This is a genomic window from Bradyrhizobium guangdongense, assembly GCF_004114975.1.
Classification (GTDB): domain Bacteria; phylum Pseudomonadota; class Alphaproteobacteria; order Rhizobiales; family Xanthobacteraceae; genus Bradyrhizobium; species Bradyrhizobium guangdongense.
In genome coordinates this window covers 1211249-1236317 of record NZ_CP030051.1, presented here as the reverse complement: position 1 = coordinate 1236317, position 25069 = coordinate 1211249, and the positions used below count along the sequence as shown (strand labels likewise).

At 60.7% G+C, this 25069-nt stretch carries 18 protein-coding genes and 1 pseudogene; 9 read left to right on the top strand and 10 right to left on the bottom strand.

Features of this window, described 5'->3' with window-relative positions; translation table 11 throughout:
• Window positions 1-61 precede the first annotated feature (61 nt).
• Window positions 62-982 (top strand): non-homologous end-joining DNA ligase, encoded by a 921-nt coding sequence (ligD, locus tag X265_RS05915; protein WP_006022626.1) that lies wholly within the window; start codon window positions 62-64, stop codon window positions 980-982.
• A 353-nt stretch (window positions 983-1335) separates the two neighbouring features.
• Window positions 1336-1539, top strand: coding sequence for a hypothetical protein (locus X265_RS05910; RefSeq protein ID WP_006022628.1), 204 nt, complete (start codon window positions 1336-1338; stop codon window positions 1537-1539).
• Between the two features lie 95 nt (window positions 1540-1634).
• Here X265_RS05910 and X265_RS05905 read toward each other — a convergent pair whose 3' ends face one another.
• Window positions 1635-2237: a hypothetical protein gene (locus X265_RS05905; protein WP_006022629.1), complete on the bottom strand. Its 603-nt coding sequence runs from the start codon at window positions 2235-2237 to the stop codon at window positions 1635-1637.
• 138 nt (window positions 2238-2375) lie between these two features.
• On the opposite strand from X265_RS05905, the gene ligD (X265_RS05900) reads away from it, so the two are divergent.
• Window positions 2376-3323: a non-homologous end-joining DNA ligase gene (gene ligD, locus X265_RS05900; RefSeq protein ID WP_006022630.1), complete on the top strand. Its 948-nt coding sequence runs from the start codon at window positions 2376-2378 to the stop codon at window positions 3321-3323.
• Window positions 3324-3375: 52 nt separating this feature from the next.
• Here ligD (X265_RS05900) and X265_RS05895 read toward each other — a convergent pair whose 3' ends face one another.
• The 3 genes from X265_RS05895 to ku form a co-directional block, all read right to left on the bottom strand.
• Window positions 3376-3840: a metallophosphoesterase family protein gene (locus X265_RS05895; protein WP_006022631.1), complete on the bottom strand. Its 465-nt coding sequence runs from the start codon at window positions 3838-3840 to the stop codon at window positions 3376-3378.
• Window positions 3837-4343, bottom strand: a complete 507-nt coding sequence (locus tag X265_RS05890) for an NUDIX hydrolase (protein ID WP_028145790.1) — start codon at window positions 4341-4343, stop codon at window positions 3837-3839. The genes X265_RS05895 and X265_RS05890 overlap by 4 nt, the downstream gene beginning before the upstream one ends.
• 284 nt (window positions 4344-4627) lie before the next feature.
• Window positions 4628-5560, bottom strand: coding sequence for a non-homologous end joining protein Ku (ku, locus tag X265_RS05880; RefSeq protein ID WP_006022633.1), 933 nt, complete (start codon window positions 5558-5560; stop codon window positions 4628-4630).
• Between the two features lie 145 nt (window positions 5561-5705).
• Between ku and X265_RS05875 the strand changes: the two genes are divergently transcribed.
• The 6 genes and pseudogenes from X265_RS05875 to X265_RS05850 all read left to right on the top strand — a co-directional run bounded on the left by X265_RS05875 (window position 5706) and on the right by X265_RS05850 (window position 13804).
• Window positions 5706-6101 (top strand): hypothetical protein, encoded by a 396-nt coding sequence (locus X265_RS05875; RefSeq protein WP_024337238.1) that lies wholly within the window; start codon window positions 5706-5708, stop codon window positions 6099-6101.
• A 46-nt stretch (window positions 6102-6147) separates the two neighbouring features.
• The gene (locus X265_RS05870; protein ID WP_006022635.1) at window positions 6148-6597 is read left to right on the top strand and encodes a hypothetical protein; all 450 of its coding nucleotides are present in this window, start codon (window positions 6148-6150) and stop codon (window positions 6595-6597) included.
• 3 nt (window positions 6598-6600) lie between these two features.
• Window positions 6601-7326, top strand: a complete 726-nt coding sequence (locus X265_RS05865; RefSeq protein WP_006022636.1) for an SOS response-associated peptidase — start codon at window positions 6601-6603, stop codon at window positions 7324-7326.
• Window positions 7323-8390 (top strand): annotated as a pseudogene (gene dinB, locus X265_RS05860) (DNA polymerase IV). Before X265_RS05865 ends, dinB begins: the two are co-directional and overlap by 4 nt.
• A gap of 234 nt (window positions 8391-8624) precedes the next feature.
• On the top strand, window positions 8625-12068 hold the full coding sequence (locus X265_RS05855) for a DEAD/DEAH box helicase (RefSeq protein WP_006022639.1): 3444 nt from the start codon (window positions 8625-8627) through the stop codon (window positions 12066-12068).
• The gene (locus X265_RS05850) at window positions 12065-13804 is read left to right on the top strand and encodes a phospholipase D-like domain-containing protein (protein WP_128964017.1); all 1740 of its coding nucleotides are present in this window, start codon (window positions 12065-12067) and stop codon (window positions 13802-13804) included. The genes X265_RS05855 and X265_RS05850 overlap by 4 nt, the downstream gene beginning before the upstream one ends.
• A 311-nt stretch (window positions 13805-14115) precedes the next feature.
• Here the strand turns inward: X265_RS05850 and X265_RS05845 are convergent, their stop codons facing one another.
• The 6 genes from X265_RS05845 to X265_RS05820 form a co-directional block, all read right to left on the bottom strand.
• On the bottom strand, window positions 14116-17430 hold the full coding sequence (locus tag X265_RS05845) for a UvrD-helicase domain-containing protein (protein WP_006022641.1): 3315 nt from the start codon (window positions 17428-17430) through the stop codon (window positions 14116-14118).
• Complete coding sequence (locus X265_RS05840) at window positions 17427-19421, bottom strand: PD-(D/E)XK nuclease family protein (RefSeq protein WP_237863169.1); 1995 nt, start codon at window positions 19419-19421, stop codon at window positions 17427-17429. Before X265_RS05840 ends, X265_RS05845 begins: the two co-directional genes overlap by 4 nt.
• 656 nt (window positions 19422-20077) lie before the next feature.
• Entirely contained in the window at window positions 20078-22108 is a 2031-nt protein-coding gene (locus X265_RS05835; protein WP_006022643.1) for an ATP-binding protein, read from the bottom strand.
• A complete protein-coding gene (locus tag X265_RS05830; protein WP_006022644.1) occupies window positions 22098-23402 on the bottom strand; it encodes an SIR2 family protein in 1305 nt (434 codons plus the stop codon). Before X265_RS05830 ends, X265_RS05835 begins: the two co-directional genes overlap by 11 nt.
• Before the next feature lie 18 nt (window positions 23403-23420).
• A complete protein-coding gene (locus X265_RS05825) occupies window positions 23421-24437 on the bottom strand; it encodes a nucleotidyl transferase AbiEii/AbiGii toxin family protein (RefSeq protein ID WP_006022645.1) in 1017 nt (338 codons plus the stop codon).
• On the bottom strand, window positions 24430-25023 hold the full coding sequence (locus tag X265_RS05820; protein ID WP_006022646.1) for a DUF6088 family protein: 594 nt from the start codon (window positions 25021-25023) through the stop codon (window positions 24430-24432). Before X265_RS05820 ends, X265_RS05825 begins: the two co-directional genes overlap by 8 nt.
• Window positions 25024-25069 lie beyond the last annotated feature (46 nt).

The window sequence follows — 25069 nt, the reverse complement described above, 5'->3', positions numbered from 1 at the left end:
GCAGGTTCCGGAACGATTCGAACTGTGCCAATTTGAATCGGCTGTAGCGTGGAGTTCTTCAGTGGCGTTTCAGCGTAACAAGCCGGCGGCTATCGGCGTCAAGGCGCCTTTCCCCGCCTTCATCGAACCGGCCCTGGCATCCTCGACAGAGAAAGTGCCGTCGGGAGAGCGCTGGATCCACGAAATCAAGTTCGACGGCTACCGTGTTCAGGTCCATCTGGCCAACGAGACGGCGAAGATCTCCACCCGGCGCGGCCACGATTGGACGCACCGCTTCAAGAAGGTCGCTCATGACGCCTGGCGGATCAAGGCGAACTCTGCGGTGGTGGACGGCGAGATCGTGGTGCCAGCTGCCGATGGCACGACCGACTTCTCGGTCCTGCAGAACGAGCTCAAGGGTAAGTCGAGGAGCATCGTGCTCGTGGCGTTCGATCTGCTCTATCTGAACGGCCGAGATATCCGGAAGCTACCGCTTTTTCAGCGCAAGGCCGAACTCAAGAAGATCCTGACCGGCACCGACATCCAGTTCAGCGAAAGCTTCGCGATAGACGGCCGCGAGATGTTTGCGCACGCCTGCAAGCTTGGCCTCGAAGGTGTCGTCTCGAAGGTCCGGGACGGCGCCTATCCGGCCGGACGCACGAATGACTGGGTCAAGAAGACCTGCGTGCAGCGTGAGACCCTGACTATTGCGGGTTTCGCGCTCGATGGAACGAAGTGGGACGGCATCTACGTCGGCCGGCGTAAGGGCGACGATCTAATATACGCCGGGAAGGTGGACCATGGATTCGACAAGGCATCAGCCGCCGACCTTCAGAAGCGTCTGAAGCCGCTGATCCGCAAGACGCAGCCTTATGCAAAGCGGATTGCGCACAAAGGAATCTGGGTCGAGCCCAAGCTGCTGGCCGAGATAGAGTACCGTGCAAAATCAGCGGAGGGAAAAGTCCGTCATCCCTTCTTCAGGGGGCTTCGGGAGGATCTGTAATGGATGCCTTTGACCGCTTCTGGGAGTGGGCGGAAAAGCCGCTCGATAGTCCGCTGACGATCCCTGCGGAGCTCCATCGAGCGGTTATGGAGCTGTCTCCGGAGGACAGGCGGGACCGCGCAAAGGTCAATGAGGCCGCAGGGCGGGCGGTTTCCGACCGATAGTTACCAGCGAGCGCCCAGTCTGAGCGCGCCCGCTCGAGACCCACCATTCAAGATTGACCTGCTTGAATTGGACAGTGTCCGAATTCGCGAAACGGAGTATGATCTGGTCATCACCGGCAAAGGCACTCTGCCCGCGGGCACCGGTGACTGAGAGACCAATCGCGCTCCCGCCTGCAGCAGGAGCCACCAATGTCTCATTATTCCGAACGTGTCATCCTTGCCCGTCACCATGTTGCCAAAGGACGTCAGATCGTCGAAAGGCAGCAACGGATGGTCCGCAAGGGTGGCGCAAACATCGCAGAAGCTCTGAAGCTCCTGGCTCTCTTTGAAGCAACGCAAAATATCTTCGAGGATGATCTGGAGCGCATCTTGCGGGAAGAGCGCAACTGCTAAGGCTCGCGACTTGGCAGTTTAGAGTCTGGCAATTTCCGGTCTCGGCGGCAAATCAGGCGTCAACGCTAAGACACGAGATGGTCGCACTTTGAGACCTAGCCTCGCGCGCGTCGTAACGCGACTTCCAACCGGGCCTTCTCCTTTTCCCAACGCGCTTCCTCGTCCCGCGCGCTTTCCTCAAGAACTTCGAGCTGTTGTTGAATGTCAGCGGCCTTTTCTTCGTGCTTGCGACGGGCCGCGTCCAAGGCACTTTGCGCCTTGTCGACGGCGTGCTGCCGTCGCTCACGCTCCTTCTGCCGGACGGCCTCCTCCTTGGCACGTTCGCGCTCCCGTTGCATCTGCTCCTTCTCTAAAGCAAGTGCAGCCTTCCGGTCGGCCGCATCGTCGTGGGCCCGCTTAGAAGGCTTCCGCGGTTGACGGCGGCCTGTCTTCTTTGAGCTGCCGCTGGCAAGGTCGGTAGGTAGCTCGGCATGCTCCCTGAATGGCCCGTTGGAGCCGACGGGTCTCTTCAGAACGATGCCCGGCGCAGCCATAGTCGCCTCGATGACGTCCGGATCGTCGCTTTCCTTCGCCGCGCCCTGGTGGAAGAGATTGCTGTCAGCGCCCCAGGCTTCGAGGGCCGCTTTCATGGAGGGAGCGGCGATCGCCAGATCGAAGAAGCCCAGCGAGGTCTGATAGGTCTTCAGTTTTCTGGCCATCGGTCTGATCCGCCCTCGTCGATCGTCAACGTCTCGCACGCCACCATGCCTGCGGAACACGACGCGGCCCCGAAGCGTTCCCCAATCCTTGAAGGACGTCCATGCATTTCGCAACGCGCTCTTAAGGATTGGCCTTGAATGAGCCGGATGTCGACCCTGCCCAAGCGCCTGCAGCCGATGCTTGCTACGCTTACCGAGGCGCCGTTCGACGACCCCAGCTGGGTTTTCGAGGACAAGTACGACGGCTTCCGGATGATCGCGGAAATCCGGCGGGGCAAAGTTGCGCTCTACAGCCGCAACGGCAAGATAATCAGCCGCAGCTATATTGAGGTCGCCAAAGCGCTGGAGGGCGTGAAGGGCGACGCCGTGATCGATGGTGAGCTTGTCGCGATCGGTAAGGATGGCGTCTCACATTTCCAGTTGCTTCAAAACGCGCTGCGCCATGAGGCGAAGCTGCTGTACTGCGCCTTCGATCTCATGTTTGAGAACGCAGCGGACTTGCGCAACCACCCCCTCCTCGAGCGGAAGAAGCGGTTGAAGGCAATACTGCCGCGCGACAAGTTGATCGCCTTCAGCCATCACCGCAAAGCGAACGGCATGAAATTCTTCGCCGAGGCCGAGCGGAAGGGTCTGGAAGGCGTCATGGCGAAGCGCGCCGACAGCGCGTATGCGTCCGGAAGCCGGACGGCGGATTGGCTGAAGATCAAGACAGCAAAGCGGCAGGAAGTGGTGATCGCGGGCTTCACGGCGCCGAGGCGTACAAGACCATACTTCGGCGCCCTGGTCCTCGCCGTGCGGGAAGACGACACATGGCGCTATATCGGACATGTTGGCACTGGCTTCAGCCACAAGGTCCTGGAAGACCTCCACGCCAAGCTCGTGAAGCTGACGATCCCGAAATCACCCTTCCCTGCCAAAGTGAAGGACGAGGCCGCCACGACCTGGGTCAAGCCCTCGTTGGTCGCCGAGGTCAAATTTGCGCAGTGGACGAGCAAGGGCGAACTGCGCCAGCCCGTCTACCTCGGGCTCAGGTCCGACAAGCGGGCGAAGGATGTCGTGCGTGAGCGAGAACGTCCGCGCAAGTAGCTTCCCTTCGGCGAAAGCCGGCAAAAAGGATTGATGCACTCTCCGCCGACACTCACTCGCCTCCAAGGTCGTGGATTTCCGGTCGCATGCCGTCAGGCGTGAGTTCGAGCGTCGCAAACGTGATCGGCAGCTTGAAACGCCGAGGTCCCGCGCTGCCGGGATTCAGGTAGAGAATGCCACCGACCGTGTCGATCTTCGGTACGTGGGAATGCCCGGAGACGATGACGTCGAAGCCGGCGCCGAGATCGGTCTTCAGCGTCTTCAGGTCGTGCAGAACGTAGATCGACTTACCTGCCAGACGGACGAGTTTCGTGTCGGGGTAGTCGCGAGCCCACTTGCCACTGTCCACGTTTCCACGAACGGCCGTGACGGGTGCGATCCGGCGAAGCGCGTCGACGATCTCGGGGCGTCCCATGTCGCCGGCATGAATGATGTGATCGACGCCCGTCAGGCCTCGCTCCGCCTCGGACCTCAACAGGCCGTGCGTGTCCGAAATGACTCCAATCCTGAACATCATTTCCCGACGCTCTCAGCCGAGATCGCCAAAAGACGATCGAGAAACTCTACCTGAGCGGACAGCATCTTGGTCCGCGCTAACTCGATATCAAACCATTCCGCGCGGTCGACTTCGGGAAAGCTCTGCCGTCGACCGCTTCGAGGCGGCCATTCGACATCGAAGGTATTGCTGGTCAGTGCTGCCGGATCAAAGTGTCCCTCGCCGCCGAATGCGATGACGCGCTTGCCTCCTCGCTGTCGGACCTCCCCCAGCGCCTGGAGTGGACCAATCGAAGCGCTCGGGCCGAGTTCTTCGGCAAATTCTCGTTGAGCAACGTTCTCCGGAACATCATTGGCATCGATTTCGCCCTTTGGAATGGACCAGGCGCCATCATCCTTCTCACGCCAGAACGGACCGCCGGGATGAACGAGCAGAACCTCGAGCCCCCGAGCTCCTCCCTTGCGGTATGCGAGAATGCCCGCGCTCAAGGTCGATCTCCTGGAAGTCTTTTTCACCGCAGCCATATGGCTCCTACTTTGCAGAGCAATCGAGAGCCGGCGAGCCGTCGTCCCGCCATACGGGACCGCGTTCGCCAAGCGCCTGCTTAGCTTCGTCCGCGGTCCTATGCACCGTTACTTCGGCCTCGCGCTCGGCCGCCTTCCTGGCGCACGCACCTACCCGCCGGGTCGCCATTAGACGGCGACGAGATGATCTCGCGTGACCTCGTTGAGACGGATTTGCCATTCGCCAGAGCCTGCCACGGACGACGAAGGAGTGCCGTCCGGCGTCACCGGATGCTTCACGACACCTAAGCCGACTTCCGCTGCGGCTTGGCCGCCGGCTTTTTCGCCGCGGCCTCCTTCGCCGGCTTCTTGCCTGCGATCGGCATCAGCATTTCCTTCTGCCCGGCCGCCGCCTTGCGCGGCTTTTTTCCTGATTTCTTGGGTGCCTCTGTCGCTGAGGCGCCCTCTCTTCCGATGCTCTTTCGCAGCGCGTCGATCAGGTCCACCACGTTCTCGCCGCGGGGACGCGCTTTCGCGGTGATGGGTTTGCCGGCGCGCTTCTGATTGATCAGTTCGATGAGGGCGGTTTCGTATTGGTCTTCGAACTTGTCCGGCTCGAAATGGCCCGCCTTCTGATTGACGATGTGCTTGGCGAGATCAAGCATGTCCTTGGTGACTTTGACATCCTGAATGTCGTCGAAATACTCATCAGCTGAACGGACTTCGTAAGGATAGCGCAGTAGCGTTCCCATCAGGCCCTTGTCCAACGGCTCCAGCGCGATGATGTGCTCGCGATTGGTCAGCACCACACGGCCGATCGCGACCTTGTTCATCTCGCGGATGGTTTCCCGAATAACGGCGAAAGCATCGTGCCCGACTTTACCGTCGGGACGCAGATAGTAGGGGCGAATGAGATATCGCGGATCGATCTCGCTGCGGTCGACGAACTCGTCGATTTCGATCGTTCGCGTTGATTCCAGTGCGACGTTCTCTAGCTCCTCCTTCGTCACCTCGATGAAGGTGTCCGTGTCGACCTTGTAGCCTTTGACGATGTCCTCGTTGTCGACCTCCTCGCCGGTATCGGCATCCACCTTAGCGTACTTGATCCGATGGCCGGTCTTTCGATTCAGCTGGTTGAACGAGACCTTTTCGGATTCCGACGTGGCCGGATAGAGCGCAACCGGACAGGTGACGAGGGAAAGACGCAGGAAGCCTTTCCAGTTGGCGCGGGGGGCCATCGCGGGGAACTCCATTACTGATGCCGGATTAAAGACGAACGACCGGGCTTGGTTCCGACATCGCGACCCGCCCCACAGCGGGATTTTTCTCATCGGCCTGCCTGGCCGGACTCGACATTTGTTCTTGTTATGTTCTAATTCGGGCATGACCGACCGACCCGCGAGCTGGCGCATGCCGACCCCGAAACAGATGGAAAAATTGGCCGCTGAAGCCGACCGCAGACGAGCGCCGCCCGCTGCGGGTCCAGATGCCCCCCTCCCGGCCGAATATTGGGAATCGGTCCTGAAAGACGCACGCGCCGGCACGACCGGGGCTCAGATGCGGCAGCGACGTCTTTCCGAGATTCAGCGTCACGTGCTGCGCGTCTCCTGCCGCCGCTGCGAGCGGACCGTGGAAATCCAGACCGCTGATGCCGTTCGACTGTATGGCGCCAACGCGCTCTGGAAGGACGTCGCGCAGCGGCTGCTCGACAATACCTGCCGGCAGCGCACCGGCAGGCATGAAGAAGACGGGTGCTGGCCAGCGTTCGAGACGCCGTAGCCGCTCTGGATTTGCCGATCCGATCTCTTTGCGCCTGGATGTCTGGATGGCCCCGAAGTATCACCCTACGCCCTTGTCGGGCGGCGATCGCAAGGCTCTGGCGAAAGAGCTCGGCAAGGCACGCGCGATGGCCAGCATGCTGGCGACCCAATCGGCGGAGATGCGGGCCAAAGGCGGGGCGATGATCCAGCAAGCCGACAGGCTGCTTTGCGAAAGCTGGAACGAGCGGATGTGGAGTGACGGCGAACCGATCGATCCGTCGCCGACCATCGATCAGGCCGTAAATGGAGGCTTCCCCTGGCTGGAGATCAGGTGCGCGCGCTGCAAGACGCCGAGCGATGTCGACCTGGCCGCGATGAAGCACCCGCCGACCACCTTCGTGCACGATCTCGCCAGCCGGCTGCGCTGTCGCAAATGTGCCAAGGCCGGCCGGCGTCCATCCGCGACTCTGCTACAGTTGACCTGGCAGCCGCGCCACCCTCGAGCCGAATCCTGACCGATGTGCAATCTTTATTCGATCACGACCAATCAAGCCGCGATCAACGCGCTGTTCCGCGTTGTCAACCGATACGTTGGAAATCTGGCGCCGATGCCGGGGGATTTTCCCGACTACAAGGCACCGATCGTGCGCAACGGAGTGGAGGGCCGCGAGCTCGCTACGGCGCGATGGGGAATGCCGTCGTCATCAAAGGCGCTGATGGACGCCACGAAGAAGCGAGCCGAGAAGCTGCAGGCCAAGGGCAAGGCAGTGGATTTCAAGGAATTGCTGCGAATGGAGCCGGACGGCGGCACGACCAACATCCGCAATGTGAAGAGCAAGCACTGGACGCGATGGCTGGGGACTGAAAATCGCTGCGTGGTGCCGTTCAACTCGTTCAGCGAGTTCAACAAGGCCGAGGGCGGTGATATCTGGTTCGCGCTCGATGAGACACGTCCCCTCGCCTGCTTCGCCGGTATCTGGACCAACTGGACGTCCGTCCGGAAGGTCAAGGAAGGCGAGACGACCAACGACCTCTACGCGTTCCTCACGACGGAGCCCAACGCCGAGGTCGGCGCCATCCACCCCAAGGCGATGCCGGTGATCCTGACAACGCCAGATGAAGTCGAGACCTGGATGACGGCCCCTGCGGACGAAGTACTGAAATTGCAAAGGCCGCTTCCGGACGGAAGCCTCCGGGTCGTCGCTCGCGGCGTCAAGGAAGACCCAATAGGGCCGACGACGTGACGGACGAGACCGACTACCAAACGGGGCCAGCACCGCATCAGCGCAAGATCATTCTGTCGATATAGACATCTTCTACGCATCAGTGGAGCAGCGGGACAATCCGGACTTGCGTGGCAAGCCAGTCGCTGTGGGCGGGATCGAAAGAGCGCGGTGTCGTAGCTGCAGCGAGCTATGAGGCGCGAAAGTTTGGAGTTAGGTCGGCATTGCCGTCAGTGACAGCCAAACGGCAATGCAAAGAGCTAATTTTCGTAAAGCCGCCGCGCTTCGAAGTCTACAAGGAGGTCTCTCGACACGTCCGGACAATCTTCGCGGAGCATTCTGACGTCATTGAGCCCCTGTCGTTAGATGAGGCCTACCTAGATGTCACCGAGAACATCCAAGGCCTCCCAATCGCGACAGAGATCGCGACCTTGATTAGAGTCAAGATCCTGAGCGAGACAGGCCTGACCGCGTCTGCCGGCATCTCTTACAATAAGTTCCTGGCAAAACTTGCGTCCGACCAACGGAAGCCCAACGGACAGTTCGTGATCACGCCAAAGATGAGGCCGAGCTTCGTTCAGGATCTCCCAGTCGGCAAATTCCATTGAATCGGACCGGCGACCAGTGCGAAGATGCATGGCCTTGGCATCTTCACCGGCATGAATATGCGCAATCAGTCGCTCGAGTTCATGAACGCCAATTTTGGGAAAGCTGGGGCGTATTATTACTGGATCTCGCGGGGGATTGACGAGCGTCCTGTCCGTGCCAACCGAATCCGAAGGTCCGTCGGCGCCGAAAGCACGTTTCGCGGGACTTGGCAGACCACGAAGCGCTGACCATCGAACTGCGCCCACTGGTCGACAAGGTCCGGCAACACTGCGAGGCGACGGGCGCGCGAGGCCAAACGGCGATCCTTTTCAGATTTCGAGCTGATCACTCGCAGCACGTCCGTACGCATGAACGACACCGCGGACGATCTCTCTAGCCTGGCTCTTGAACTATTAGCGCAACTTATGCCGCCAAAGAGGCCGATCCGGTTAATCGGTATCTCTGTTTCGGGGGTTTGTTGGGTCAGGGCTCGATGATGATCAATTGCCACTCATGCTGGCTTGATTTGGCGGGTCCAACCGCATCTCGTTGCTGCTTGCAATAGGTGCCATCCACTCCCCCAATTTACACAGAGCATGCTTGGGAAAACGCGCAAAATATCGCTTTGCAGTCGATAACTCTGACCCAAAGCATATACTGCGCTATCATATACGAATCACCGCATTTGTACTGTTTCAAGGATGGATTACGGCGCTATGGCGCGAGCTACCATGCAAGGCAAAGCGACGCTCGACGCACGATTCAAGTTTGCTGATACCGCGTTTTCGAGCGGCACCGAAGGTTGGAATTCTCAACTTCGTTTTGCCACCGGCATCGCCGACGGCGAGGACTATCTTCTTCGTCTGTTCAAGAAGACCGGAACCCCGCTGGACGAGGACCTGAAGCGGCTCATCACGCACGGCCTCAGGCGTGTCCGGCGTGTTCTGTCGTCACGCCGTGCGCGCCAGTTATTGGTCGAGGTTCTTGAGATCGTCGAGGACCAGGAAGAGATCGGTATCTTAATGGTTGATCCTGGCAGTCCGATCTGCGGGTCATTGCACAGGGTTCGAGCGCGAGAAGGCCGGCTGCTTACGACGACCGGCCGCAAGATGTTTTGGCGCAATATCTTGCGCGTAGCTGAAGGACTTGCACTTTGTCATGATGCGGGCATCGTGCACGGCGCTGTCAGCGAACATACGATCTTTTCGCATAGCGATGAAAAAGAGGATTTCCGACTCGGCGGCTACGAAGCGTGCGTACACATTGCCGACGGCGATGTGGGCGGCGCGGGACATCTGCTGCGGCCCTCCGGCACCGTCTCGTTTCGCCGGGACTGGAGTGATCTTGGGCAGGCAGCGTCGCGGATCCTCGGCCTGACCGAGGACGGCGGCGGTCCTTCCCTGCTGTCGATCGAGCGACGCATGCTTAATCGTCTTGCCGATCCGCCACGCTACCAGCTTTTCGACGGAAGTATCGTGCTAAACGAGATCGCCGAGGTCGTGGCCGATCTTGACCGGTCGGGGTCAAGCGGCGAAGGCGAGCTAATTCTCTACCCTTCCACCCAGGTTACCCAAAGCGACCTTGCATCGCTTACATCGGGCACCATCCCGGCTGACGATAGGGATGCGGTCCTCCGTTTTGTCGAAGAGGATCTCAGCGGACCAACGGTACGCACTGTTGTCGTAGATGAGGCCTTCGTGCGTATCGTCACCGACCTTGCCGCGTATGGCGTGAAAGTCATCGATGACTATGTCGGCATGATCGAGAACGCCAACAAGAGGCGGCCTGACGACTACATCTATGATGCCGTCGAGGTTCGCCACCGGATTCATCTTGCGCGAACTCGGAGAAGCGCCGAAGAGCGAGTACGCAGGCTTGGCCCTGGCGCCAAACCGTGGATTGACGCGAGTGTCACAACAGGAGTGAGCCGATCAGTCGAAGAGATTCCCACTTGGTACGCCCTCATTCTTCTCGAAGCCTTTACTTGGCTGCGGGAGCAATTCCGAATCTATCCCGTCGAAGTGCTTCACCCGCCGTCCGGCGGGGATTCAGATTTGGCCTGGATCGCCTCCCGCGAAGATCCCGACCGGGACATGCGACGCAAGCTGATGGGACTGCGCCCGGCATACGACGCCTTGGCGCGCGAATTGAAGTACGACGACGGCAAACCAAATTGGACTCTTTCACGCAGCGACGCGCTCGCCGGCGATCGGGAGCGATTTCCGGAACTCAGTTATGAGGGAACGGGCGGTGTCGTCGACGGCCGCCTACCGTTCACGTTCGCGACAAGCGAAGCTGTTGTACCGGGGCAGCTTCTTTTTCTTCGTCCTCGAAGAGATGGTGGATTTGAACGCGCAATTCGCCGCCGCCTTCAAAATATTGTGGCGGCCCGGACGAATATTGAACTCTTGAGAGCGATTGACGATCCGGCGCAGGTCGCGCTGGACGAAGTATTACGTGATATTGCGACCCCGAATGCGGTGCCGCCGGACGAGATGGACGGTTCGAAAAAGGTGGCATGGGACGCAATCGTATCAGGCAAGTCCATCAATGTCGTTGTTGGCCCTCCTGGCGTCGGCAAGACGTTCCTAATTTCGAATCTTGTCAAAAGCATTCTGGACAAAACACCGGACGCAAGGCTTCTAGTGTCGGCGCAAAACCACGAGACCTTGATTCAAATGGAGGACGAACTCAAGGCGACACTGGCGAGCGGCACGAAGATCGTCGTTCGTGTCGAGCGGACACGATCGACCGATGAAGTCAGCTCCTTGCGTGCGAGCTCCGTTGATCTTCTTAGGTCCGTTTCGACGGTCGACCACGCCGCTGAAAGCATGATGGTCAACCAACGCTATCAAATCAAGCAGGCGCTCCGGCCCGTTGATGCGTCGGAAGCGACGGTTGCGGAACGCGTATTTCGCGATACCGACAATCTGCTGCTGCGCTCTTCCGATGTCACGCTTGCCACGACATCGTCGCACATCATCGAGGAGATGATTGCCGATGGCGATCAATTCGACTGGGTCATCGTCGAAGAAGCGGCCCGCGCCAACGGTGCGGAACTGATCGGCGCGCTATTGCTGGGCAACAGAAGAATCATGGTTGGCGATCACAACCAACTCTCTCCATTCGATGCCGCCCAGCGGCAACAATTCTACGATCCCGAGCGCGCAGTTGATCTGCTGCGGGACGCGAAGGAGCGGCTTGAAACCATCTCCGATCTACCGCCGGAAGTTACTGAGGCGCTTGATACAGTTAAGTCGAGCGAACATCTGATGAGGGAGGCTCTCGCAACAGCGGCGCGTCTTGAAGAACCGTTTCGATCAATAGCTGAGCGCGAAATTGAGCGCGAAAAGGACACGGGGCGTCCGAGCACGATCGTCAACACGCTGCTGGAACAGAGCCGCATGCACCCCGCCATCGGCGATCTCGTCTCGAATACTTTTTATGACAGAAAGCTCGCTCCCTCCGACCGCGTCAAGCGTCGCACGCTAACGGTCACGTCCACGGTCGCGTACCTCACCTCTCCAATCGTTCTTCTCGATTTTCCGCCCCTCAGCATGTCAAAACGGCGACATTTCGAACACAAAGTGGAGCGATCATTCCGCAACGAGCTTGAGGCGCAGGCCTTGATAGCGGCCTTGAAAGGGTTGCGGCCGATAGTTGGCGCGGACGGCCGCCGACCGACCCTCGTGATCATCTCGCCCTACGCGGCGCAGGTGAGATGGTTCAAGCGCTTACTGCGCGGCCAAGTCAGGAAAGACAAGACCTTGTTCGGCTTCGCGAGCCCGCGCAGTAATGGTGAGTTCGTCTTTACCAGCGATAGCTTCCAAGGTGGCGAAGCCGATGTCGTGGCCGCCAGCCTTACGCGCAACAATGTCATGGTGGGATCGCGCGCGCTCGGATTCGTCAAAAGCCCACAGCGCATGAATGTGCTGCTCAGCCGCGCCAAGCAAAAGCTGATTCTTGCCACAAGCCAGCGCTTCATTCGCGAAGTGGTCGAAGGAATCGATCCGGATGCAAAAAAGGACGATCTTGAATTCCTACGAAAGATGCTGAAGGAGCTCGCGACCCTCGCCGGGACCGATTACGAGCTCGTCAGGAAGGATGCTCCTAGCATTAAGGTGAAAGGCGCATCCATCGTCGCGATCGACGAGAACGGGAGGCTTCCGGCGTGAAAATCTACCTTCCCGCTTGGCACTATCGCGCGCGCGCCATCGTTCAACGCACATGGGGATGGAGTCCAATCGAAGAAATGATCCTGCTCGCGCTCGATCGCACCCCAGAAACGATCGAAGAGGTGGCAACGTCGCTCGGGATTCCAAGCCAGGTCGCGGGCTCGACCATCGCGCGGTTGATGCAGTTCGGCCTGGTCGAGCTTCGCCTGGCTCCTGTCCCTCAATTGGCGACAAGCGGCGTCGGTCAAGACTTCATCCGGTTGGGTGGCGCCTTGCCGGAGCGAACTGAAGATCGGGAGATTCACATCAGTCTAGTGCTGGAGAAGGTCGGACACTCGGTCTTTCGCAACCGCGACGTCGAGACCGCTCCACTCTATCGGATGACCCATACAGATCACAAGGTCAACTTTCCTCCGGGCCCAGATGAGACCGATGACACAATGGCGGTCCGCGTAACGCAGCTCGTCGCCGGCATGCTCCGTCCCGGCGAATGGCTGCGCGGCGTTCAAACGATCAACTCCGTTCTCGAAAGAAAATATCTCGCGATCGAACTGAACGACGTCAAGAACGGATTGCTCCCTGAGGGGGCCAGCCAGGACTTGATCGGCGCTCTTCAAGCAACAATCAGGACTGGTATTCTGCCGGAAGCTAGCGATCCGCAGCCAAGCCGGTCAGTGACCGTCGATACGATGATTGGCACCGATCAATTGATCGTCGGCGGCGAACAGCATCTCGAATGCTTCGAACGCATCGTGGGTCAGGCCGAGGAAGACGTTTTCGTACTTTCGACTTTTGTGACGCTTCACGGCGAAAAATACACGGAGCAACATGAACGCATTCGAAAAGCTCTTGAACAGGCTGCGCAGCGTGGCGTGCGCTGCCACTTGTTCTACGGTACTGCGCTAGACACCGACAGAAAGAACGCGATCGCGATGCAGGAGCTCAATATGCGGCTCTCGTCGGTCCGTCGCGCGCGTGGCTTTGTGTTCACGCAGCGCGATTCTGTTCGAAGCCATGTGAAATGCCTTGCCGCGGATGACGGCCACGGCGGCGCTGTCGTCGTGCTCGGCTCCTCCAATTGGCTGTCGTCGCCCTTTTCTGCCTTGGAGGTGTCTGTCGAGCTGACAGAGAACCGCGCGGCCGCGGCGGGCCTGGATCTTTTGCGTTCTATCGTGTCACCTCTTTCAAGCGCCAGCCGTTCGATTGAGACGCTCCAATTCATAGCATCGGATTTAAGGCGCTCGCGGAGCGCCTTAACATCTAGCGCCGATGCTGGAGGGAGTATTCCAGTTCGGATGAGCATTCTCCAGGCTGACGATCATGAGCGATTGATTCGGAGGGTTGCTCACGAAGCCGAAGAGCGATTTGTCTGCTGTACCAACAAGGTCGGAGCTCCCATGGTGCCGGCGATCTTTAACCCCGCCGAAATCGCAGGACGCCGACTCGACGACGTCCGTGTTTACTACTCGCGCCAGACCGGGCCGATCAAACGGCGGCACGTCAAGGCCCACCGCGAACGGCTACATGGTGTAGTCGATCTGATCGCCGTGGAGGATCCGCAAGTCCATGCAAAGTTTCTTTTGTGGGACAGAGATCACGTCGTGGTGAGCACGATGAATTGGGGCTCTCAGTCGGGTTCACCGGATAATCCTCTCGACGAGATCGGCCTCCATTTGGAAGGGCCTGGCATAGCCGAGTTCCTCCTAATGAAGTTCGAGAGTCAACTCGACGATTAGTATCTGACACGTATTTTGGGCTGCGTCCAAATTGTCAACGCGCTGCGCGCCAATTGCGCTGAAATTGCTGAGTTCTTTGTTCAAGGTGGAAAGAGAACCTTTCGCCATCTATCATCAGGCGCAGCCAAAACGCCTGATAAATACAAAGCAGACCGAGCTCGCCGATTTTCCTACAGACTACGACGAAGATCGGTATGACCCCCAAAAATCTGCCGTCGTGAAAGCCACGCCGTCATAACGCAACCCGTTTGCAGTGCTTAGCCGGGTGGGCAGCCCCGATCGGGAGCGTCCAAAAGACCGCCTCACGAATTTTACCGTGGCGTTCTAGTCGTGACCCACCGAATGACGCCATCCGTCATGTAAACCACGGCGCCCCGAGGTGCTCCTGTGGCACGAAGATAGTCGCTCAGCTGAGCGGCATGATCGCGCCTATCCTGCTCGCTGGGCGCGACATCGCTCTTCCAATCCAGGACAACGGCAGGCTGACCATCTTGAACAGCGATGGCATCTATCCGCCCAGCCAGCGCAGTCGCCGCGGGTGAAGCCGAGAGCATCGCATAAATTGGCCACTCCGGAGCGAGGCTTGGCCTGAGTGCGGCGATTTCGGGCAGTGCAAGGGTGCGCGCGACGGTCACCGCTATTTCCTCTGGGTCCGGAAGCTTCGCTCCGTTGTCAGCATCAATTATAAGCTGCGTCATCAGCACTCGCGCACGTGCAGCGACGACCGGCATCTCCTCGGCCAGTTCGCCGGTAAGCATCTCCTCCATCAGCTTGTGGAGAATAAGGCCCCGCACGCGGCCGGCGCCGACCGGCAATTCGGTTTCTGGGGCTTCGCCAGGCTCCATCGCGATCGCCTCACCTCTTGGCGCTCGATCAGGATCGTGATCGCTTGGCCGCAGCCACTGGAGCGGCATCGCCGCGGCGGCGATCGCGGCACGCTCTGCCCCGAACAGCTCCGGCGTCTGCGTATTCGGAGGCGCGACGTCGGTCACGCGGGCGACCGGCGTCAAGTGCGACAGGACAAGCTGCGGCAAGTCCCGATGCGCAAGATCAACGATCCGTGCCCAGGACCGCTGCTCAGCCTGAGGCAATTCCGGAACGATCAGAAGTTCGCGGGCGCGCGTGCAGGCGACATACCAGAGGCGCTCCCGCTCGCGGGCCAAGCTATCGTCTTCAGACTCGAGTGCGCGAAGCAGTTCCGGCGGAACCACGTCGCCAATCAGCCAATGCAGTGTTTCGTCGTCGGCGCGGTAGACGAATGCCTCGCGCGAGCGCAGCAAGGTGCCGGTGTTGATCGGAATTACCACCGGCCATTCGAGACCCTTAGCGCTGTGGATCGTGATGATTTCGATCGCATCGCCTTCCGCATCAACTCGTCCCTCATTGTGGGGCACGCCGTCGCGCCATTCCCGGGCGAGATCCCGAACGAACTTCCTGAGGCCTCGCACACCGTAAGGCCGCGCACGTTCCAGGAACGCTTCGAGATTGGCGGCCGCGCGCGCACTACGATCACCCTCGCGCGCGGCGAGGGTTGCACGGACCGCGAGGCGTTCGATCGCTTCGGCCAAGAGCAGCGCAGGCGTGGTCGCCCGCACGCGTTTTCTGAGGTCTTGTAGGATCGCGAGCGTGCGACGTGCCAGAGGATGGGCGACATGATCGACATCGGTCAGCACCGAGAAGCGCTGGGGCGCTTCGGCGCGATCGAGATGCGGCGGAAGACCCACGGTGATGTCGAGTAGCTCCTCCTCAGTAAGCCCGACCAGTGGGCCACGCAGCAGCGCGCCGAAGGCCAATGTGTCGCCAGCGTCGGCGAGTACGCGAGCTAGCGCGAGCAGGTCCTGCACTTCTTGCCGGCGGAACAAACTCTTGCCGGCCTGCGAGGCGATCGGCAGCCCGCGCTGCTCGAGCGCGCGCTCATAACGCCAAAGCTCGGCGCCAGTTGGCGCAAGCAGGGCGATGCCGCCGGCAGTGAGCGGTACGATTGCGCCGTCCTCGTCGCGGATAGGGAGATTGCCGATAAGGCGGGTGCAGAGATCGGCAACGGCTTCGGCCTCCGCGTCGCGGATTTGAGCGGGCCGAGAATCAGGCGGCACATCCACTGTGATTCGCGCCGCGCAGGGCAGATCATGATCGGGGTCGCCGAGCGTCGACGTGAGCGGCACGTAACCGGGCTGGCCTTCTCCCGACAACGGGCGCGCGAAGCAGCGGTTGATGTGCCTAAGGATGTCGGGACGCGAACGAAAATTGGCGGTGACCTGAACGATATTTTCCGGCAATTGCCGCTCAACAGCGGCGCGCGCCTGCGAGTATGAGCCGATATCGGCGCCTCGGAAGCGATAGATTGCCTGCTTCGGGTCACCGACCATGAATAAAGCCCCGGCACGCAGCACGCTGTCCTGCCAGCGTCCGGCGCGATCCTTCCCCGCGATCCCGAAGAGGATCTCTGTCTGAACAGGGTCGGTGTCCTGAAATTCGTCGACGAAGATGTGGCGATAGCGTTCTCCAAGCGCGCGGCGCACGTCGTCATGCTGGCGCACCAGCGCACGCGCCTTCTCGAGCAAGTCGTCGAAGTCCAAGACTGCAGCGGCCCGTTTGAAGGCGGCGTAGTCATCGAGTACTTCGTCGAGCTCGGCCGCAAGCTGGGCGACAAGCGCGGTCGCGAACCGACCAAGAACGGTCCGGTAGCAGCGATTGACCCGCTCAAAGCATGCGGTCGCCTCTTCATTGAGGAGCGCGCCTCGCTCTTTGCCCGCGACACGCTCCCAAGCTGATTTCCGTCTCGGCGTGAGAAGATCGAAACTGTGTCGGCGCATGCACGCGAGCTGTGGCGGATGGGCGAGACGCCAGAGCGTGGCAAAATCCGGTGGAGGGTCGAAACTACCGGCGTAGAAGTTGGCGAGCGTCTCAAGCTCTCCGACCAATTCTAGGGTCTTGGGCTCGACCGGCTGCGACGAAATCCAGCGTCGGAAGTCCGCGACGGCGTCGACCAGGTCGATGTCGGGCCGACCGCCGAGCTCGGCGGGCAGAGCGCGTGCGCCGCGATATCTGAGACGGAAGCGTGCGAGTTCCTGAAGAGTATCGACGATGCGACGCGGATCATCGCGCGAGAGTGTCGCGATGGCATCGCCTGGCCGCTCGGGCGCATTCAATCGCCGTTTCAGCCACTGCTCGAAGACGGAATCGAAGGCCGCCGCCGCCTGAACGGCGTCAAGAATGCGCGCGCCCGGATCAATGTCGGCCTCAACCGCATAGCTGGAGATGATCGTCTGGCAAAATGCGTGAATGGTGGCGGTTGTCAGTTCGTCGAGCTTCGCCGCTGCACCGGAAAGTGCGCGTCGTTGGTCCACGTTTAGTCCGTTGGGCAGAGCAAGCCGCAAAGGTTGAGGCACACGTCCCGCAAGCAGCTCCTCGACATAGCGTTGCACGCGCGTCGCCAGCCCGCTCGCGGCAAGCTCTGTGAAAGTGATCGCGGCGATCGCGCCGGGCTCGGTGCCACGCGCGAGCAGCATGGTCAGGCGTCCGGCCATTAGCGCCGTTTTGCCGGTGCCGGCGGCGGCCTCGACGAGCAACGTGGCGTCGAGATCAGTCAGGATGCGAAGCCGTGCGGGATCGTCGGCGAGTGTCATCGGCAGCCCCACACTCGTGCAAACCCTCCGAAAGCGCGCATGAACGCGCCGTTCTTGAGCTGAAGATAGGCTGCTGGCGACGACGGCAGGGCTATGCGGAAGTCATTGTGCTCTTCCTGAGCGTCGGGGCCAGGCAGGGCATGGCCACCGCGCAGGAGGGTGATGGCCGCCGTGACATGCCCGCCGAGTTCGGCGATCGCCTGGTCGACGTCCGGTAGGCGATAGGGCCTCGGCTCTTTGTTGCCGAGAAAGACGAGGCGCGCGATCACGCGCGGATTGTCGGGGAGCAACTGACTGGCCGCGACCGAATAGATGACGCGCTGAAGCTCCGCACCGCGGCCAAGCACGATCTCCTCCGCTCGGCGCGGTTCTACGCCGGTCTTATAGTCCGACACGCGCACGCCGCGACGGTCGCCGGTGAGATCGAGCCGATCGATATTGCCTCGGATGCGCACCTGGGTACCGGGAATCGTAACAAGGGAATCGGGGCGCCAGGGTAGATCGTGTGCCATCGCACCATCGCCAGCTTGACTGAAAGCAAGCTCCGTCCAGCTTCGCGTACCGGGTTGGAACGTCTCGTCAAGCGTCAGTGCCTTGAGGGCGAGCTGAGCTGCGGCAGCGAGCGTGTGTTTCCAGAGCAACGCGGGCGGCGCCGATCGCTTGAGTGGCCAATGCGTGCGGACCGTCTCCGTCGAGGTCGCGAGCGCAGCTTCGATTTCCTCCCGGGACGCACGCGCATAGCCCGGCACAGGTTCGAGCGCATCAACCGTGCGCTTCAGCAACTCATGGACCAGCTCACCATAAGAGCGTGCGTCCAGCGTGAGGGGCTGATCGTCTTCTGGGACCGCGCGCCAGCCCAGCGCGTAGCGCCAGACGAAGGCGAGCGGATCGCGCAACATCAGCCGCAAGGAGGTGGCGGACTGGACATCACCGATTGCGCGGACGATTTGGGGATGGTCTGCGCGAACCTGGCCATCGTGGGCGGTGACGATCGGGCGCCGCCAGTTGCGCCAGCAGAGATTGGCTGCGGTGAGCGCCGGCGATGTCGCCGCTTCGTCCGGCCGTGCAAGAAGACGATCGGCCTCGCTGAATGCATGCTGCGGAATGCGCGCCCGCTTCAGGATCTGCAAAGATGCGCTCTGCGGGATCAGCGGGCTGGCGGACAACTGCCCACCTTGAGCGTTACGCCGGCTTCGCGAGAGAACGCAGCCGCGCGCCGCCTGACTGGTGATGACGGCAAAGGCGCGTCGATCTTGCTCGGCGACGGGATCAGGGTCAAGCACAGAGCGCGGCAGGATGTGGGCCGGTATCAGTGGGTCCTCGGCCGTGCGGCGCGGCCAAGAGCGCGATGTCATGCCGAGCAGGCGCACCCAGGGACGCGGCGCACCTGCAAGGTGGCTCGCCGGGCACCAGACAGCGCTCGCGCCTGGATCGCGTCCATCGGGCAGCCGCAAGTCCTCTAGTGAGAATTCGAGCCCTTCGGCCGGCGCGCGTCGAAGCGCCTCGGTCCAGAGCGCACGGGCCGCTGTGCCCAATAGCATCGCGCCGGCCTGCGCAGCCGCCTCGGGGCCACTCGCAAGCAGCCGCAGAATGGGCATCACGACCGGTCTTGGATCGCCTGCGTCGGCGCGGCGGCCGGTCGCCTCGTCAAGCGCGCGCTGCCACTGATCAATCTCGAACAGCGCCGCACCAGGCTGGAGGCCGAGCGACCAGTCCGCAGGCAAGTCGGCCAAGGCACGGCTTCGACCCGCGGCATGGCCGAACAGTCGCCGGAGGCGATCCTGGCCAAGCCCGTTGAGCAGGACGTCGGCAAGTGCGGCGCACGCTTGTCCCTCGCGCGATGCGAGGACCGGCACGCCGTGCGAGAAATGGAGTGGGAGATCCGCGTCCGCGACGAGAACCAGGAAGTGCTCGTCCCAGTCCTCGGTGGCCGTGGCACAGATCGCGATCTCATCGGGTCGCGCGCGGCCAGAGGCAATGAGTTCACGCATCCAACGTAGCGCTTCGACTGCTTCGGCGCGCGGGTTCGCGCAGGAAACTAAGGATATGTCCGCAGCCATCTCGCGGTCGCTGGTAATTAACTGGCCCGGAAACCAGTTCGCATCGGAGGTTCCAGGATTGCGCCAAGCGAGTGGGACCGTCTTCGCGAGCGTCGCAAGAAGCGGACGCCAGACCGATGCAATCTCACTGAGCTGATCGATATCGATTGACCCGAGCGCTGCAGCCGCATGGGCCGCGTGCGCAATTGCGGCATCGCGCAAGTCGCGCGGTGTCAGAACCCCTGCTGGGAGGTTGGCGCGAACGCGGCGCTCGACCTCCGCAAGCTCGGCAAGCCGAGCATTGTGGCTAGCGAGCCCCTCAAGATCGAGGTCGGCTTGCCAAACCTTTGCGAGCGTGCGGGCGATTGACCGTGTCGTGCCCGGAAGCTGACGGATACCTTCGAGCTCCGTCAAGCCGCCGGCGGCGAGTGCAGCGCGAATGGCTGGGTCGAGGTCCTGGGATCGCGCCGGTCGGTTAAAGCCTCCGGCGAGACGTGCAGCAAGCAGTGGAAGTGTGAAAATCTGCAGCCCAGAATCCGCTCGCTGTGCGGCAGCGATCCGCGCTGTACGGAATGCAAGCGGCCCTTCGACAACTATCGATCGTCGACTCATTTCCCCTCAGCCGCGACGCTATCATCGCCATGTTCGAAAGTTGCCGGCGTAATGCGAACCTGAGCCGCTCGCCCCTCCTCATGGAACCACAAATCTCTAATTCTCGCGTCATCGCTTGCAGGCAAAGGATTTGCGTCGCGCACGCGAAAGGTCGTGGGAAGGTTCACGGAGGTGCCGAAGACCAGCGCATGCTGCTTCGGAAGCGACGGGAGCCGCTTCAGGACCGCCTCGGAGATGAACGGGGTCATCTGCCGTATATGAGCAAGGTCGTCGGGATTCTGGATTCGATGGATGACGAAATTCGAGCACTGCGAAAGAATGGTCTTCGAGAGTTCACTGGGCCTCTGCGAAGCGGCGAGAATGAACAGCCCGTACTTTCGCCCTTCCTTGGCAATCCGCTCGTAAACTCTGCTGGCGTCTATGGCATAGCGGGATGGCTTCTCCGCGATGTATCGATGCGCTTCCTCAAGAAGCAGATGGATCGGAAACCGATTGCGTGGATCTGCTTGTCGGAGCAGCCGAAAGGCCATTCTAGCGAGCACTGACGCTACGAGCTCGACAACCTCATCCTCCACCGCATTCATGTCGATGATGACGATCTGGTTGCGTTTGACCCAACCCGCTCCGTCGCGTGCCAAACCGAGGAGCTGCTCAAGGAAGTTTTCGAGCGACGGCCCAGCTTGGCTTCCTTGAAGGTCGTAGCGCAGGAACGCATATTCAGGTCGCTCCTCGAGCGACTTAAAACGCGTCAGCATCTGCGAGCAGTAATCTCGGATCTGACGGTTACCGTGAGCCTCCTCGTATAGGATCGCCAGATCGAGCGCCTCTCCCAACGCGGAAAACTCAAAGGGAAGGTTGGCATATGCCGGGAATTTCAAACCTTCGATGATAAATCCGCCGCCATTGGCGTTTCCCAACAAATAGGTTGTTAAACCGGCAGGGTTGGCCATCTGGCCGAAGCCGATTTTGATGAATGGCGCGATCTTTTGATTGTTGATCTCCGGCGTGTTGAATCTTTGCAGCAGACCGACCATGCGATCGTGTTTTGACGGACTGCCTGTGTCGTCACGAAGAATTTGGCTCAGGCAGGTTGCCAGAATGTGGTTCTTGATCCCCTTCAGCTCCGCCGCGCTGCCCGCTGAGAACAATGTTGCCAGCCCGAGCGCCATGCGCAGTATCGGTAGTTGGGTGCGCTCGCTGGCCTGCAGAAGCAGCTCCCACTCTGACTGCTCCAGAAACCAATGGGGCAGACGAAAACGCTCCGTGCGTGCGGTGCCGTCCAGAATGACATGGTCCACGCCGATCTGCTTGCGCTTTGCGAGCGGCGACAGCGCCTTCGCATATTCTCCATTGACGTCGAATACGACGAACGTGGCACCGCGAGCATGGTGTTCTTCCGCCTTTTCGAACAAGGATTGGAGGACCGATGCGACCGTGCAGGACTTCCCGCTCCCTGTGTTTCCCAGGACGGCAGTGTGTCCGCCGAAGAAATCATCGATCCTGACCTTAACGTCGTAACCCTCGAATATGACGGACCGGCCGATCGTCAATGCGCGATAGCGGGTGGCATCAGGTGGCGTGGGTGGAACATTGTCGATCGGGGGTGTAGGCTCCGAAGGATGATCGGTTTCGAAGACTCGATCCAGTTCAGCGTCCAGCGCATACAGTGCGTCGCCGTAGAGTGACGGGAACACGGAGACGCCGAAGCGAAACCTTTCGCGCCGATCTTGAGGCAGCATCCCGACGGGAACGACATCGAGGTACTTCGCCGAAGAAGCCTTATCCAGCTCCCCTTCACTGCGACTAACATGACCAACGTCGCGCTCACGCAGGCCGACGACCTCGACAACCACGTACTCGGTTTGCACCGCGACCATCAGGAACGATCCGAGCCTGGCGACATAGTGAACGTCGTCGAATCCGACGACGGTGAAGTTGTCGGTGCCCGCATGCATCTCGATCACGAAACGGTCGGCCGCGACCGAGACCACCTTGCCGATTGCGCGCTTCCGATCGTCACGACTCATCGTCATCCTCCCCCTTCTGGGGAGCCGCGGCCTCCTTCTTCGGGGCCATCGCCTCGATCACCTTCCGAACGGCGTCATCAATGCGCTCGCTCGGGCGTTGCGGCATGAACTCTTCGATAATGGTGTCGAAGTAATGGGCTTTGCGTCCGGCGCTGCGTCCGGCACCCCCAATGATCCAAATTCGTGGATCATTTAGCGCGCGAAGCTTCGCAATCTCCCCGTCCAAATCTGGATCTACAAAGATCACGAGCCGGAACGTGGGAATCGTCAGGGCCTGATAGATGATATTGTTGATGTGCTCGTCGCCGAAGGCATACCCCATCGTAAATAGCACGCTCTGTTCGCGAACAATGCGTGACTGGAATTCCCGAAACAGATCGGCATAGGGAGACCCAAGGCTCGAATTCTGCTTGGCAGGCGTCGGATAGATCATCACCTTGCCCGGTTCTTTGGAGACGGCCGTTTCTCGGATCGGGAAAAGTCCGTGATCGTCCTCTGTCCAACTAATGGACCCATGAATCTTACACAGATAGACAAAGCCATCGACCGCAGACCACTTGCGGCTGGTGACATCGAGCTGTTCAGCGAGGGCGTACCGAAACGTCGCTGGATTGAACCGCCGTTCGACAACGCCGGAGAAGCCGTTCGTGTATGGCAGGCCGAGCCTATCCATTGCGGTCTCGTTGAAGAGATCGTAGTTCGTGGTGAACACCCAAGGACGCGGAAGAGATCGGTCGCGCAGCACAAGCTTGCGATAGAAGGATTCATAAAGGCCAACGACGGTATGGTCGCCATTCGCGAAGGCGCCGTTCGTGCATTTGGCCCAAAGAAATGTTTGAACCTTCTTGATGATCGATTCGACAGTCTTGAGTCTTGTGGCGGCATCACTCAGCGAACTGCGCACTAAGACGAAGCGCAGGCTGAAAAGAAGCTCCATCAGCCGCTCTAGGTTGCGCGCATACTCCGCGGCACCGAGGTCGATTCCAAACTGCTTCAACAGAGCATCACGTTCGTCGGCTGTCGGGAACGATTGATCCCCTTCCTTCGGTGCCGCCGTGAATTCCTTCGCGAGGGGCGCCATCGTTGGGATGCCGACCTCCTTGTCATTAGCCCACGACGAAGAACAGCCAGCTCCCAGGAGGAACGCCACATTTTTGGCATTCAGTGACTCAGCCAACGCCTTTCTGACAATATCCGCCCCATCAGGCCAATCATAATCAGCCTTCTCACCCTCGACGCCGCGAATAAACTTGAATGTGAGCTTCGATGGCTCCGTCTTGTCTGCATCCGCCACCGCATTCCCCCCAAATCTCTATTTCGCCGCCTCGTTTGCCCGGCGCGCGACATCTGCACTCCGCGCCATGAGGACCTCGAAGGTTTCAGCATCTTCCAACAGCAGACCGTCCTCGACCATGCGACCATAATCTTCTTCCAGCGCCTTCGCGGCATCACCGCCAGGCACGAGCTGCAAACCGCCATTCACGGCAGCCGCATAATCGATCGGACTTCGATCGGCCGCCCTCTCAACGAAGAACATGCCCTTGTGGCGCGCGACCGCGTTCGCCAGCTCCCTATCGGCGAAAGCCGCATCCGCCAGGCCGGCGTCATCCAGACGCGCTATGTCATGCCAGTGGCGTGCGAAGCGATCACCGCGCAGCCGCTGCTGGAGGCAGAAGACGTGGACAGCCGTCGCCTTCTCCCAGAAGGTCCGCTCGGCGTGCATCACGCGCGGCCGCGCTGTTGGGAACGTTACGCCTTCAACCAGGCCGGATGCATCGCATTTGATGTCGCGGAGGCTCGCCGGCTCGCCCGTTGATCGCGCCCCGAACTCCAGCATCACACTCGGTGCGACGTAGCCCGAGCCAGCGGTGGTCGCCTCGTAGTCGACAAACAGCTTCTCGCCTTCCACGCGGACGGCAGCCGCCAACGTCGCGGCAGCCAACGCGTCCGCGACGACCGGCTGCGCGGTGCCCGCCACCCAATCCGGCAAGCGCTTGCGCACCTCGCTCGACCAGCGCTTCTCCTCGCTACGTGTTTTCGGCAACGCCTCGCCGTTGCCGTCCACCAGGTCGGGCGCGATCGCCCGGATGTCGTAGGTCAGGTCGACGTCCTCGGAAAACCGCCGGATGACCCCATAGGCCTTCGACAGTGACGTGCCGCCCTTGAACACCAGATGCTCGCCGAGCGCCGACCCGTAGAGCGTGGCGAGCGCCCAAACCACCCACACATCCTTCTCGAGAAGGTGCGCCGGTCGTCCCGACTGATCGGCCGCGACGCTTAGCGCCTCGCGGCGGTCAGCGACCGGAAGGTGGAGAAAGGCGTCAGCCATGCGCCGCCTTTCCTACGCTGCGCGCGAGCCAGGTCGGAAGCTGCGGCGCTGCCGCGACCAGTTCGCTGAAAGTGGACGGCGAGAGCTTCCGCTTCAACGTTTTCAAGGCGGCTTCCGCTTTCTCCGGCCCAAGCCAGGCCAACGCCCGCACCGCCTCGCCAGCCGGCTTATGAGCCAGGGCGAGTTGCCAGCGCGGAGCATGACGAAGTTCGACAACCTGTTTGCCGAGATTCATCGTTCGGCTGCGGCCGGAGGTTAGATAGACCGACCGAACCGGCACCTGGGTCGTCAGGCCGAGAGTGTTGGCCGCCGCCGCCCCGCTCGGGACGATGACTTCGCCGCGCTGGTTGGCGAGCGCCTCGACCGCTTGCTGGACGGAGGGGGCCCTCGTTCCGAACCGGCTCGTGATGGGACGGAGATAGACGCCGCGACCGGCCCGGATCAGTTGGCCCCGCTCAGTCAGACGCGACAAAGCCTGATCCACCGCGGCGCGATTACCGAGGTGAAGCAAGCTCTTAGCCGCCACGGGCGTACCTTCCGGCAACCCTTCGGCATGCGCGAGAATCTGTTCGGTTAACCGTTGCATGGCCGTTCTCCTGTCAGAAATATACGCGGTTTTCTGACAGTTTTCA

Excerpts from the sequence above, each read along its gene's own strand:
- X265_RS05910 (WP_006022628.1), top strand. The coding sequence starts at position 1,336 with ATGTCTCATTATTCCGAACGTGTCATCCTTGCCCGTCACCATGTTGCC.
- X265_RS05835 (WP_006022643.1), bottom strand. The coding sequence starts at position 22,108 with ATGAGTCGTGACGATCGGAAGCGCGCAATCGGCAAGGTGGTCTCGGTC.
- X265_RS05905 (WP_006022629.1), bottom strand. The coding sequence starts at position 2,237 with ATGGCCAGAAAACTGAAGACCTATCAGACCTCGCTGGGCTTCTTCGAT.
- ligD (WP_006022630.1), top strand. The coding sequence starts at position 2,376 with ATGAGCCGGATGTCGACCCTGCCCAAGCGCCTGCAGCCGATGCTTGCT.
- X265_RS05865 (WP_006022636.1), top strand. The coding sequence starts at position 6,601 with ATGTGCAATCTTTATTCGATCACGACCAATCAAGCCGCGATCAACGCG.
- X265_RS05875 (WP_024337238.1), top strand. The coding sequence starts at position 5,706 with ATGACCGACCGACCCGCGAGCTGGCGCATGCCGACCCCGAAACAGATG.
- X265_RS05895 (WP_006022631.1), bottom strand. The coding sequence starts at position 3,840 with ATGATGTTCAGGATTGGAGTCATTTCGGACACGCACGGCCTGTTGAGG.
- ku (WP_006022633.1), bottom strand. The coding sequence starts at position 5,560 with ATGGCCCCCCGCGCCAACTGGAAAGGCTTCCTGCGTCTTTCCCTCGTC.
- X265_RS05855 (WP_006022639.1), top strand. The coding sequence starts at position 8,625 with ATGCAAGGCAAAGCGACGCTCGACGCACGATTCAAGTTTGCTGATACC.
- X265_RS05840 (WP_237863169.1), bottom strand. The coding sequence starts at position 19,421 with ATGCGTGAACTCATTGCCTCTGGCCGCGCGCGACCCGATGAGATCGCG.
- X265_RS05870 (WP_006022635.1), top strand. The coding sequence starts at position 6,148 with ATGGCCCCGAAGTATCACCCTACGCCCTTGTCGGGCGGCGATCGCAAG.
- X265_RS05820 (WP_006022646.1), bottom strand. The coding sequence starts at position 25,023 with ATGCAACGGTTAACCGAACAGATTCTCGCGCATGCCGAAGGGTTGCCG.
- X265_RS05890 (WP_028145790.1), bottom strand. The coding sequence starts at position 4,343 with ATGGCTGCGGTGAAAAAGACTTCCAGGAGATCGACCTTGAGCGCGGGC.
- X265_RS05845 (WP_006022641.1), bottom strand. The coding sequence starts at position 17,430 with ATGACACTCGCCGACGATCCCGCACGGCTTCGCATCCTGACTGATCTC.
- X265_RS05825 (WP_006022645.1), bottom strand. The coding sequence starts at position 24,437 with ATGGCTGACGCCTTTCTCCACCTTCCGGTCGCTGACCGCCGCGAGGCG.